The sequence below is a fragment of the Methanoregula sp. genome (genome assembly GCA_041645435.1).
In the GTDB taxonomy this organism is placed as follows: Archaea; Halobacteriota; Methanomicrobia; order Methanomicrobiales; family Methanospirillaceae; genus Methanoregula.
The window spans coordinates 39,495-51,469 of sequence record JBAZQB010000002.1 but is presented as its reverse complement, the minus strand read 5'-3'; the positions used below and the strand labels follow the sequence as shown (position 1 = coordinate 51,469).

Annotated in this window: 11 protein-coding genes; 9 read left to right on the top strand and 2 right to left on the bottom strand. The window is 41.5% G+C overall.

Annotated elements, in window-relative coordinates:
• Positions 1 to 6: 6 nt before the first annotated feature.
• A complete protein-coding gene (locus tag WC593_03950; protein ID MFA4824291.1) occupies positions 7 to 1,140 on the bottom strand; it encodes a glycosyltransferase family 4 protein in 1,134 nt (377 codons plus the stop codon).
• Positions 1,141 to 1,280: 140 nt separating this feature from the next.
• Entirely contained in the window at positions 1,281 to 2,459 is a 1,179-nt protein-coding gene (locus WC593_03945) for a glycosyltransferase (GenBank protein MFA4824290.1), read from the bottom strand.
• Between the two features lie 190 nt (positions 2,460 to 2,649).
• On the opposite strand from WC593_03945, the gene WC593_03940 reads away from it, so the two are divergent.
• The 9 genes from WC593_03940 to WC593_03900 all read left to right on the top strand — a co-directional run bounded on the left by WC593_03940 (position 2,650) and on the right by WC593_03900 (position 11,972).
• A complete protein-coding gene (locus WC593_03940; protein ID MFA4824289.1) occupies positions 2,650 to 3,618 on the top strand; it encodes a glycosyltransferase family 2 protein in 969 nt (322 codons plus the stop codon).
• Between the two features lie 1,641 nt (positions 3,619 to 5,259).
• Complete coding sequence (gene rfbB / locus WC593_03935; GenBank protein ID MFA4824288.1) at positions 5,260 to 6,300, top strand: dTDP-glucose 4,6-dehydratase; 1,041 nt, start codon at positions 5,260 to 5,262, stop codon at positions 6,298 to 6,300.
• Positions 6,301 to 6,351: 51 nt separating this feature from the next.
• Positions 6,352 to 7,206 carry a class I SAM-dependent methyltransferase gene (locus WC593_03930; protein ID MFA4824287.1) on the top strand — a complete coding sequence of 285 codons (855 nt, stop codon included), beginning with the start codon at positions 6,352 to 6,354 and terminating at the stop codon, positions 7,204 to 7,206.
• 4 nt (positions 7,207 to 7,210) lie between these two features.
• Positions 7,211 to 7,954 carry a sugar phosphate nucleotidyltransferase gene (locus WC593_03925; GenBank protein MFA4824286.1) on the top strand — a complete coding sequence of 248 codons (744 nt, stop codon included), beginning with the start codon at positions 7,211 to 7,213 and terminating at the stop codon, positions 7,952 to 7,954.
• Positions 7,954 to 9,108 (top strand): dTDP-4-amino-4,6-dideoxygalactose transaminase, encoded by a 1,155-nt coding sequence (rffA, locus tag WC593_03920; protein ID MFA4824285.1) that lies wholly within the window; start codon positions 7,954 to 7,956, stop codon positions 9,106 to 9,108. The genes WC593_03925 and rffA overlap by 1 nt, the downstream gene beginning before the upstream one ends.
• 112 nt (positions 9,109 to 9,220) lie before the next feature.
• The gene (locus WC593_03915; protein MFA4824284.1) at positions 9,221 to 10,222 is read left to right on the top strand and encodes a GNAT family N-acetyltransferase; all 1,002 of its coding nucleotides are present in this window, start codon (positions 9,221 to 9,223) and stop codon (positions 10,220 to 10,222) included.
• 103 nt (positions 10,223 to 10,325) lie between these two features.
• On the top strand, positions 10,326 to 11,255 hold the full coding sequence (locus WC593_03910) for a glycosyltransferase family 2 protein (GenBank protein ID MFA4824283.1): 930 nt from the start codon (positions 10,326 to 10,328) through the stop codon (positions 11,253 to 11,255).
• A gap of 1 nt (position 11,256) precedes the next feature.
• Positions 11,257 to 11,619: a hypothetical protein gene (locus WC593_03905; GenBank protein ID MFA4824282.1), complete on the top strand. Its 363-nt coding sequence runs from the start codon at positions 11,257 to 11,259 to the stop codon at positions 11,617 to 11,619.
• Positions 11,619 to 11,972 carry a hypothetical protein gene (locus tag WC593_03900; GenBank protein MFA4824281.1) on the top strand — a complete coding sequence of 118 codons (354 nt, stop codon included), beginning with the start codon at positions 11,619 to 11,621 and terminating at the stop codon, positions 11,970 to 11,972. The genes WC593_03905 and WC593_03900 overlap by 1 nt, the downstream gene beginning before the upstream one ends.
• Positions 11,973 to 11,975 lie beyond the last annotated feature (3 nt).

Here is an 11,975-nt window from a genome sequence, read left to right as displayed (position 1 = left end):
TTATGGTTAACGACGGAAATCAATTACTGATTGGTAGTAGTTCTCAACGTCTGAGGCAATATGATCCCAATCAAAGGTTTCCGCAGATGCGATACAGGCATTTTTCATTTCCTTATGCTGTGCCATCGTTCTGGAAATTTTATCGGCAAGATCTTCTTCAGAGAGCAGGCATAAGCAGCCATTCTGCTCGGTGATGAGATCCCGTATTGCGTTTGCCTTATGATCCACCGTAACAACCGGCAACCCGCATGCCAGCGCTTCAAGCGCCGCGATACCAAATCCTTCCCGCGTTGATGGCAGTACACATATTTTTGCAGATTTCATCCGGGCGATGATCTCGTCATGATCGTCCAGGAATCCTGTCATACGCACATGGGATTCGATCGAGAGTTCATGGATGAGCCGTTCAATGGTTTCACGTTCCGGCCCATCGCCTATGATCAGCAATTGATACTTTTTGTTTTCGTGTGAGAGGATGCCCATCGCACGGACAAGAAGGTCCACATTTTTTTCCCGGATCAAACGGCCGACAAAGATGATATCTGAAGTTTCATCGTGCGGCAGAATCGAATTTATTCGTTTCAGGTCAACACCATTCTGGATGATGCGGATGTTTTTCTGGCCGTTTAACGTCATGAGATTTTTTGCCGTGGTTGCTGAAACGGCAACCGTCGCGGGCGTGAGCCGGGATACCCACCACTCAATGCATTTCCCAAAGATCCCTGCAATGCCAAGATACGTGTACCAGTAATCGCCCCAGACTTCATGCCAGGTAATCACAAGAGGCGTTTTTTTAAAGACTATACTGCATTTTGCCGCTATACAGGAAAAATAGGGGAACTGCTGGCAGTCGATAATATCATAGTTTTCCTGACGCAGCCGGAAAAATAAAGCAATGCCAAAGGAGATCGCTTCCCGGACCGTTCTTCTCCCTTGGGAGTAAAGGTTTTGTGCCGGGCAGACACCGTGAAGGGTAACACCTTCACGTTTGACAATGTCGTTGCCATCCCAGAACTTCATGCCATACAGGTGGACATCGTGTCCGCTATGGGAAAGGCGGACCGCCAGTTCCCACACACGTTTTTCCACACCCCCTTTCACGTACGGGTAGATAACATCGTAGATGATGGCAATCTTCATCGTGGAAACCTAAGGTTGGATGTAATTCTTATGTACACCATGCACCCAGCCGCACTTATCGCTCATGGTTGTTTGGTCCATACCCTGGAGAGGAAGAGACATCAGATCGTTACGCAAAATTCTCATAAATTCCGTTCATACTATACGGCGTCCTGAATATCCTTGTTATGATTGTTGTTTTCGTTTAAGAGCATCATACTCTGGAAGACGGCGAAGAGAACGATCTGGAGACCGCTGATGATCAGTACCAATGAAATGATTGCTGTGGAGATCTCGGAAAGGACGCCAAAATCCACCGCTATCCAGTGGATAAGGATATTGAGTCCAATGAGTGCTCCGATGAACAGCAATAAAGATCCCAGCATAAGAAACTTTTCGAGATTGCTGTAAGTCATAATACGTTCAAAAATCCCCGTGTTGTTCTCGTAACCATGGATAACAGAATAGGTCTTCATTAAAAAACCCGTGAGCACAAACTGGAGACCGCCCATGATCATGATGGCCCCAAGAATGAAGGTATGAAGGTGGGATGATTCCACATCGCCCTGGAGATAAAAAAATGTCATCAGCAGAACACCCACCAGGGAAAATATGAGTCCGGGAATTGCCACAAAGGGCAAAGGCTTCATGAGCAGGACAAACCGGATATGTCGCCAGCCATCGGCAAAACTGTGCAGTTTTGAAGGAGTTAGCCGGGGATAATAATCGATGGGCACTTCCACAATGTTCAGCTGCTCTTTTGATGCCATGACAAGCATCTCTGAGGCAAATTCCATGCCGCCGGTTGTGATCGGCAACCGGTCAAGTGCTTCGCGGGTGATCGCGCGAAAACCACTATGGGTATCCGTGAACCGGGTATGGAAGATGGTATTTACCATCCATGTCAGGACGGGATTGCCAAGATACCGGTGGAGAGGGGTCATCGCACCTTTATGAATTGTTCCTTTGAACCGCGATCCGATCACAAAATCTGCACCGGTTTTTAGCGGAGCAAGGAGTTTTGGGATCTCGGAAAAATCATAGGTGTTATCAGCATCACCGAGGACTATGTAGCGACCCTGAGCGTGTTTAAATCCGTAGAGGTATGCATTACCATAACCGTTTTTTCCGGGTTTTATCACTCGCGCACCAAGGGATTGTGCAATCGTTGCAGTATTGTCGGAAGACGAATCCACTACAATGATCTCTCCGTTGATTGCATGGTCATGGAACACAATCAGGATTTTTTTTATGCATTCCCTTATGGTGAGTTCTTCATCCAGTGCGGGCAGTACTACCGATACATCAAAGGAAAGGGTAGTGCCGGATCGTGTTTCCATGGTTTATCCTCAAGAGATTTTTTATGATGTAAAATAAATCGGTGCCACATTCAATAAACTCATCGATAATTGTTTTTTTACTCACATAATATCGAAAAGAAGATTTCCATATACTATTCCGGGTCAGATTAATTCAGTCCCTAAAGACATTTGAAATGCATTGTAAAACAAAAAACAGATAGATAAATAAATTGAAAATTTTAATAGTAGTGGGATTATTACGACTCATTCAAACGAATATCCCGATTTAGATGAAAAAGGATCCGGGAAAAATGTCATTGCGGTCATCCCCGCATATAACGAAGAAATAGCGATTGGGAGTGTGGTAATCCGGACCCGGCAGTTTGTCAATACAGTCATTGTTATTGATGACGGTTCTCGGGATATGACCAGTATTATTGCAGGCCATGCAGAGGCAGAAGTCATTCGTCTTTCGAAAAACCATGGAAAGGCATATGCGGTAATGCGAGGGTTTGACCGGGCGCGCCAGCTGAATGCAGATATTGTTGTTATGCTCGATGCAGACGGGCAACATCACCCGGAAGAGATCCCGAGTATAATAGCGCCGATTATTAAAGATGAAGCAGACTTTGTCATAGGATCACGATTTCTCATAGAAGAGAACAGTATCCCTTTTTATCGCAAGATCGGTCAGAAAACACTTGATACATTTACAAAATTTGCATCATCATATAAAGCCACTGACTCGCAGTCAGGGTTCCGCGCTTTGAATGCAAAAGCTCTGAACAGTTTTACGATAGAATCATCAGGATATGATATCGAATCAGTGATGATCTCGTATTTATCGGACCGTGGTTTCAGAATAGTTGAAGTCCCGATAAGTGTGAATTATGAAGTTCCGCATAAACATAAAACAAATTTTTTCAGTCATGGTTTAGCGGTTCTCAGCAACCTTGTCGGGATTATTGGATACAGGAGACCCTTAGTGACCTTTGGGATTCCCGGATTTATCCTGCTCGTGATCGGCCTTTACTTTGCCTTTTGGGCATTTACAGAATTTGCAGTGAATAAAGCAGTCTATTTATCATATACGGCAATTGGTGCAGTTGCTCTTGTTTCCGGGTTGTTGTTGATCAATATGGCACTTATTCTCAACTCGGTAGTGCAGCTCATGATACAGCATTCTACAAAAAAGTAATTAATAAAAACAAGGTTTAATCATCCGAATAAAAATTAGGGTAAACTACCAGTTTAACATCTAATTTTCTCTAACAACTGAATGATTCTCTGCGTTTTTATCCCTTCTGGATCCGACCGATGATTGTATCTCCATACATACTCTCCTAAGAAGAGATGCAATCTCTCTCTTCGAACTCCCCCTTTCGATGCAAGTTTACGTTTCAGGTAACCCCAAAATCCTTCCAACCCATTGATATGATTTCCTTTTCCATCGGAGCACCGTTTCTCTCAGTGATTAACGAGACGATAAACATATCCTCGGGCAGCTATGCCGGTGTAAGCTTTCCAGATATCGGAACAAACGATAGAGCCCATTGATACTTTTTGTGAGATATGTGGTTGAAGGGTATCAGATTCAACGTTATCGACAGCTTCGGCCCAAACCATACCGTTGCGACAAAGGATTCCGAATACCGGTTGTTTCTTGGTTCCTCGTCCTCGTTTTGTTCCCTCATCACGGATCGTTTTCCGTTTGTTTTTCTATTGACCTCCGATATGGGTTTCATCCACTTCAACGGTACCAGAGAAGATCTCGGGAATGTCTCCCGTCATAACAAATCGAATCTTAGGTAATGCACAGAGTACTCGTCGTTGTTCGAACCCTGTTTATTCGTTTATCGAGTTCGAACTCTGTTTTATGAGAAACAGATGAATGATTTCTTTCCATTCATGTCGTGAAAAAGTCAATGGTAATTTATGAGGAATGAATTCATATCTGCATCGCGCACAACGTCTCTTTATGCTCTTCAGCTTGTATAACTTTTTAAATTGCATTTTGGACATGCAATTTTTGCCATTTTGTACTCCGTAAATCCTTCTTTGATTTAGGTGTTAAATAGCATATTACCCAAAAGAAAATTCTTTCGGGATCGTGCATGAAAAAAGCTATGCTGAATGTCAGAGTGCGACAGGAGGCTGTACTATGGATTGCGCAATGCTATCCCATTCGTTCGGGATATATCTACCGCAGCATACGTTTCTGGTAACGGATTCGTGTGAAGCCTGCGGGACAACGTGGAAAAAACCGGAAGTCTGACCCGGTCAATCTGCCAGAGAAAGGATGTCATTGAGAAGCAAACGCTGAATCATCGAAAGGGTCGTAATTCGCGACAAGCGAAACCAGACTGACACGCTTGAACCAACAGGTATGGAATCAGGTTACACCGGATTCCGACACGGTATAACGAACGGATGGTTCCCGGCCCAAAGATGGTTCCTAAAACATCTATAGTATCCATACTACGGAACTTGGTAAAAAGGCATTTATCCCCGGAATTACGGGACAAGACGGATCGGATATGGCCAGCATTACGATACGGAGATGTCGGATGTTTTTTTCAGGTATAAATTGATTTCCTCGTTTCTCACTGCACTAATATAAACTATGAAGCTTAGATAGTGTCCCATGAAATCGCTGATAATCCATTTCAAAAGATCTGGATGAAATTCGTTGAGCAATTGCCCCTGCCATTGCAAAAAGCCCACATATTGAAAGTATTTCCATTACCAGTTGTTTCTTGGAACACTACCTTTCTGTTGAAGGGGACCATAAGGTTGAACAGTAACATCTTTAATTTAACTATAAACCAAATGGAATACAATGAAATATTTTTTAACCGGTGGTGCCGGCTTCATCGGTAGCAACTTCATCCGGTATCTGTTAACACATTATCAAGACATTAAGATTCTCAATTTTGATAACCTGACCTATGCAGGAAATCTCAATAATCTATCCGATATCGAAAATGATCCCCGATACTCTTTTGTCAAAGGAGATATTTGTAAAATAAAAAAAATAGAAACTGTGTTCGACCAGTTCCAGCCAGATTATGTAGTCAATTTTGCCGCAGAAACGCATGTTGACAGAAGTATACTTCATCCAAATATTTTTGTAAAGTCAAATGTTTTGGGTGTCCAGAACTTATTACAGGTTTCATTACAGCAGGGAATAAAAAAATACCTCCAGATATCCACGGATGAAGTATATGGATCGCTTGGAAAAACGGGCATGTTCAAAGAAACCACACCGCTTGATCCCCGCAGCCCGTACTCCGCGAGTAAAGCCAGCGCCGATTTGCTGACGCAGGCATATTTCCACACATTCAATCTGCAGATCAATATCACCCGGTGTTCGAACAATTATGGTTCGTCTCAGTTTCCGGAGAAATTAATTCCCCTTACGATTCTCAACTGCCTGAGCGGGAAAACAATTCCGGTATATGGGGATGGACTCAATGTCCGGGACTGGATCCATGTAGAGGATCATTGTTCTGCAATTGATCTGGTACTTCACAAAGGAGTTGCTGGTGAAATCTACAATGTCGGTGCGTATAACGAGCGATCAAATATTGAGATTGTGAAATTGATCATTCAGCATCTTGCAGATTTGCGCCCGGATTTAGAGGTTTCAGAAGCACTGATTTCCTATGTTGAAGACCGTAAAGGACATGACCGTCGGTATGCGCTTGATTCGACAAAGATCCAAAAAGAACTGCATTGGAAACCATCAATTCCCTTTGAACAAGGATTGAAAAATACTATCCGCTGGTATCTCGATAATCCTGAATGGCTTGATTCAATAATTAAAAAAGACTACCTCGCATATTACCAGAAGGTTTATGGCAACAAATCTCCGGAGTGATTTTCCTTGCTTCTCTGCCCCAAGTGTAAAAATCCATTGTTGAATGATTCTATGCAGTATTCCTGCCAAAATTGTGGGAAAACCTATCCGGATAAACAGGGGATTATTCAATTTGCTAGTGATACGCTGCATGAAGAACCGTACTTTCCCGATAATGTTTTTAAAATTCTGTATCAGTCAGAAGATAAAAATTTCTGGTTCAGGGTCCGGAACAAAATAATCGGGGATGCAATTACCCGATATTTATCTCCACAATCACGTATCCTTGAAGTGGGATGCGGAAATGGATATGTGTCACGATATCTGAAAAAAATAGGATATAGTATTGAATGTGCAGATTTGTTTTTTGATGCGCTGCGATTCTGTAAAGAGAGGGATGCCGGAGATCTCTACTACCAATATAATCTCTCGGACCGGCTGTTTATTGAAGAATTCGATGGCATTTGTGCATTTGATGTCCTTGAGCATATCGAGGATGATGAAACCATCCTGAAAAATGTGCATGATGCCCTTATACCGGGTGGCACTCTCTTTATTACGGTTCCTGCTGACAAGCGTTTGTGGTCTGCGATGGACATCTATGCGGAACACAAGCGAAGATACTCACTGCAGGAATTACGAGCAAAAGTTGAAGGTAATGGATTTACGGTGATAAAAATGAGTTATTTTATGACACTTCTCTATCCGTTCATTCTTCTCTCACGAAAATTCTCATTACGAACAGGAAACATAAATGATGAGGATATGAAAAAACGGATTCAAAAAGAAGCCATGAGTGAATTGCAGCCCAATGTAATTATTAATTCCATTTTTTTTCTTATTTTCAGTTTGGAAGTGCCCCTTATCCGTTCAGTCACATTGCCATTTGGCAGCAGTCTGCTTTGTGTTGCCGTAAAGGAGATGTAATTTTATGAAAGGGGTTATACTCGCAGGAGGTACCGGCACCAGGTTATATCCCCTCACTAAAGTAACGAACAAGCACCTGTTACCGGGGGGAAAAGAGCCGATGATCTTCAATCCCATCCGGCAATTGCTCTCTGCGGGAATTACCGATATCCTTGTTGTTACCGGAAAAGATCACATGGGGGAAATTGTCCGGCTGCTTGGGAGGGGTTCAGATTTTGACTGTAATTTTACTTTCAGGGTGCAGAAGAAAGCAGGGGGAATTGCTGATGCCCTTGCTCTCGCAAAAGTATTTGCAAATGGAGACAGACTGGTCGTCATTCTTGGAGATAATATCCTCACGCATAGCATCCGGAAATATGTGGATGCTTTCAAGAAACAACCTGCCGGTGCGAAAGTTCTGCTGAAGCGCGTTGGAGATCCGGAACGATTCGGTGTTGCAGCGCTGGATGAACGGAACAAAATGATCAAGCAGATCGAAGAAAAACCGGAGACCCCAAAAAGCGATTATGCGGTAATCGGTGTCTATATGTATGATCATCATGGGTTTGATGTAATCCAGAGTATCGTCCCCTATGAACGTGGTGAACTTGAGATCACATCTGTCAACAACTGGTACGTGGAACATGCTGCAATGACTTACGATATCATTGAGGGTGAATGGACGGATGCCGGAACCTTTGAGTCGCTGATGCAGGCAAACCAGATGCTCTTTCCCATCAATAACACCATCAAGAAAGGCGATGAATAATGCATATTCCGTTTAACCGTCCCTACATTACCGGAAACGAAATACGGTACATGGAAGATGTGCTTAGCTCACTGAGTGAAGGCGGGCATATCAGTGGCGATGGGAAATATACCAACCTAGTGCAGGCATTTTTCCAGTCAAAATTTGATGCACGAAAAGCGCTCATGACAACATCATGTACAAGTGCACTTGAACTGGCTACCCACCTTTTGGATCTCATACCCGGTGACGAGGTGATTGTTCCGTCCTTTACATTTTCTTCAACGGTGAATCCCATTTTGCTTGCAGGAGCAAAACCGGTGTTTGCGGATATTCAGACAGATACCCTGAACATTGATCCCGCAGATATCCGTAAGAAAATTACCAAAAAAACCCGTGCTATCTATTTGGTTCATTACGGGGGTGTTTCCTGCGCTAATGATGAGATTATGGAAATTGCCCAGGAACATGATCTCAAGGTGGTGGAAGATGCCGCTCAGGGAGTGAATGCAAAATACAAGGGAAAATACCTGGGGACGATCGGGGATTTCGGTTGTTATAGTTTCCACGAGACGAAAAACTATGTGTGCGGGGAGGGCGGAGCTCTTCTCATCAATTCTGATGATCCCAAGATTATCGAACGGGCGGAAATCATCCGGGAGAAAGGGACCAACCGGAGCAAGTTCCATCGCGGGGAAGTGGATAAATATACTTGGGTGGATGTCGGTTCGAGTTATCTGCCGAGCGATCTGTTATCTGCATTTCTCTATGCCCAGCTGGAGAAACTGGACGATATTCAGAGTATGCGAATGAATGTTTGGAATGCATATTATTATGAGCTGAAATCCTTTGAAGATGCAGGTAAGATCCGGTTACCGATTGTTCCGGATTATGCAGAACACAATGCTCACTTGTTCTATGTTCTCTTTCTGGATGAACAGACACGAGATCGTGTGATGAATCAGTTAAAGAGGGAGGGAATTCACGCGGTGTTTCATTATATCCCGTTACATTCATCACCGGTTGGGCTGGGGCTGGGGAACCGTAAAGAGGATCTGTCGGTGACGGAAGAGATGAGTGGGAGGTTGCTGAGGTTGCCGATGTATGCGGGAATGAGAGAATATGAAATCTCCCCGATTATTACTGCTTTAATTGAGTGTATTGTAAATATTTAAATAATTAACAGAGAAAAAACGTATTTTACTTGTCTGGATTGCGAAATATAATTAATTTGGATTCAATTTTATAATTTTTATGTGATAATAAAATGAATAAACTGGTGGCAGAATGAACGCAATAAAAATCCTTGAAATTACAGATCTGGAAATAAAATCGATAGAGCCATTACTTTCAAATTCTTCTTTTAAACCATATCGTTACATTGCGAATGGAAATGAGGAATCCATCGATCAATTCTGGATTAATCGTATTGCCAAAGCGATGACTCTCAATTACACCAAATCTTTCATAGCAGAAATATGCAATCAACCTGTAGGTTTTATTTCCGTCAGCGATCTGCCTTGGGACTCGAAGACCCTTAATATCCCAATAGCATCTATCACTGAATTTGTGGTTGATCCCAATTATCGGGAAAAGTATGAAATTGGTCACGCACTTATGAACAAAGCTGTGAGGTGGGCAAAAAAAAGCGGGTATAAATTCCTCTTAAGCAGATCATATTCTGACGATATAACAAGTACCCATATCCTGGAAAAATCTGGATTTTTCCTTGTTGATACTCTCCTAGATTATGCTATAGATTTCCGTAAAACACCATTTAACACGGTTCCCTCACAAAAACCGTCGGATGGGGTTTCAATCCGATTTGCCAGACCCGAGGATGAACAAGAATTGGTCATGCTGGCCAAAGATTCTTTTCGAGATCATTTTGGACGCCATCGCTCCGACCCAAATCTTTCAAAAGAACAAGCCGTCAAGTTCTATATTGAATGGATGAGATCGAGCCTGCACGGATATGCAGATTATTATGTACTAGCAGAAATTGAAGGACGAATCGCCGGTTTGTCTATCTGGAAAAAAGCGACCGATGAAGAAAAAGGTATTCCAGTAAGGATCAGCCATTACAGCATCGGTGCAATTCACCCGGATTTTTACGGAAGGAAATTGTTCACTTTATTGACCTATGAAGGAATGAAATTATTTCAGGGACAAACCGATATCATCGAAGGGCCCACCATTTGTCACAATTATCCCGTTCAACGTGGATATATACGTTTAAATTGGCAAATTTATGATGCACGACATTCATTCCATAAATGGCTGGGTTAGCTTGATTAAAATGTTTGTATAAATTCACTTTTTAGAAAAGATTCGATAATTTATTTTAGGAAAGTTCTTTGAATCAATAATTAAAAGATAAATCGTGGGTATAATGAAAAAATATTCGATTGTTATTCCTATCTATAACAGTGAATCAACACTGAATATTTTATGCAATCAGATAATTCACGTTTTTGAAGATATTTCTCCGGATTATGAAATTATTTTAATCGATGATTGTAGTAGAGATAATAGCTGGAAGATTTTAAAAGAACTACATGCAAAAAATTCAAAAATAAAAATCATCCATCTCCAGAAAAATTTTGGTCAGCATAACGCAGTACTCTGTGGACTAAATCATGCAATTGGAGATTATATCATAACAATGGATGATGACCTTCAGCATCCTCCTGATGAGATCCCCAAACTTGTTTCCAAAATCCAAAAGGGTTTCTCTGTTGTTTATGGCAAATATAATATTAAATATCATAGTCGACTTGAAAATTTTTTCAGCAATCGATTCCAGATATTTATTCACTACATCCTGGATATTCCCAACACGATATTTATTTCCAGTTTTGCAATATTCTCATCAGATGTCGTAAAAAATATGACCCAAATTAAATCATCTTATATTTTTTTACCGGCACTTGTGCGAAATAGTGTTCCTGCGAATAAAATTGCAAACATTGAAGTAAACCATAATTCCCGAAAGATGGGAAAATCAAACTATGATATCAGAAAATATCTTTCATTATCTCTTAATCTTTTAATTAATTATTCCGTTTTACCCTTACTATTTGTTGGTTTTTTTGGAGTTATCGTAAGTTTTTTTAGTTTTTGTTATGGGATTTATATTTTAAGTCGTTATCTGATTGATCCCACAAACAGTCTTATGGGCTGGAATTCCATCATGGTCACCCTCACATTTCTTGGGGGTATGATCTTATTATCAATCGCGATTATTGGAGAATACCTCCGCCGGATTCTGACAGAAGTTTCCTACGGTCAGCAATACGTGATTGGAGAAATGGAACTCTGATATGAAAAATTTCCGGTATTTTTCTTTTATCATTCTCGCGATTGCATTCCAATCATTAAGCGGCATTTTAGGGAAATATGCCGCACTCTCACTGCCTGCCCCCTCACTTATCGGAATAGTGACCAATGCCTTCTATATCCTCTCTCTTGGGTGCCTTTTTCTCCAGGCAATTGTGTGGCAGCAGGCGTTGAGGCATTTTCCCTTGTCTGTGGCGTATCCCTGTATCAGCCTTACGAACTATGTAGTCCTCATCCTATCAGCGATTTTTTTTCAGGAAGGAATTACTCTGCCAAATATTTTTGGACTGTTGCTCATCACGATAGGAATTACTGTTCTTTTTAGTGAAGTGGAGGTTAAATCGTGATGTTACAATCGATTATTCTGGCTGGTGTTGCAGTAATGTTATCCGGAATCTGCCAGATTTTATTAAAATATGGGGCAATATCAGAAAAGAAGAGTTATTGCTTCCCGGAATATCTCAAACCCTATTTGAACCGTTATACATTATCCGGATATTGCCTGTTATTGGTAGTTACCATCATTTCTGTAGTTGTATTACAAGAAATGCCGCTTAAACTATTCTTCCCCCTTTTCATTTCGATGAATATAATTGTCGTAGTTATTCTTTCATATTTTATTCTTCATGAGCCTTTGACATGCCGAAAAAAAATTGCGATTGGGATTATTGTTTTTGGTATTCTTATTTTTTGTATATGAACC

Bases quoted from the DNA above. Each gene is read 5' to 3' on its own strand.
- WC593_03950 (MFA4824291.1), bottom strand. From the start codon at position 1,140: ATGAAGATTGCCATCATCTACGATGTTATCTACCCGTACGTGAAAGGG.
- WC593_03945 (MFA4824290.1), bottom strand. From the start codon at position 2,459: ATGGAAACACGATCCGGCACTACCCTTTCCTTTGATGTATCGGTAGTA.
- rfbB (MFA4824288.1), top strand. From the start codon at position 5,260: ATGAAATATTTTTTAACCGGTGGTGCCGGCTTCATCGGTAGCAACTTC.
- WC593_03930 (MFA4824287.1), top strand. From the start codon at position 6,352: ATGCAGTATTCCTGCCAAAATTGTGGGAAAACCTATCCGGATAAACAG.
- WC593_03925 (MFA4824286.1), top strand. From the start codon at position 7,211: ATGAAAGGGGTTATACTCGCAGGAGGTACCGGCACCAGGTTATATCCC.
- rffA (MFA4824285.1), top strand. From the start codon at position 7,954: ATGCATATTCCGTTTAACCGTCCCTACATTACCGGAAACGAAATACGG.
- WC593_03915 (MFA4824284.1), top strand. From the start codon at position 9,221: ATGAACGCAATAAAAATCCTTGAAATTACAGATCTGGAAATAAAATCG.
- WC593_03910 (MFA4824283.1), top strand. From the start codon at position 10,326: ATGAAAAAATATTCGATTGTTATTCCTATCTATAACAGTGAATCAACA.
- WC593_03905 (MFA4824282.1), top strand. From the start codon at position 11,257: ATGAAAAATTTCCGGTATTTTTCTTTTATCATTCTCGCGATTGCATTC.
- WC593_03900 (MFA4824281.1), top strand. From the start codon at position 11,619: ATGTTACAATCGATTATTCTGGCTGGTGTTGCAGTAATGTTATCCGGA.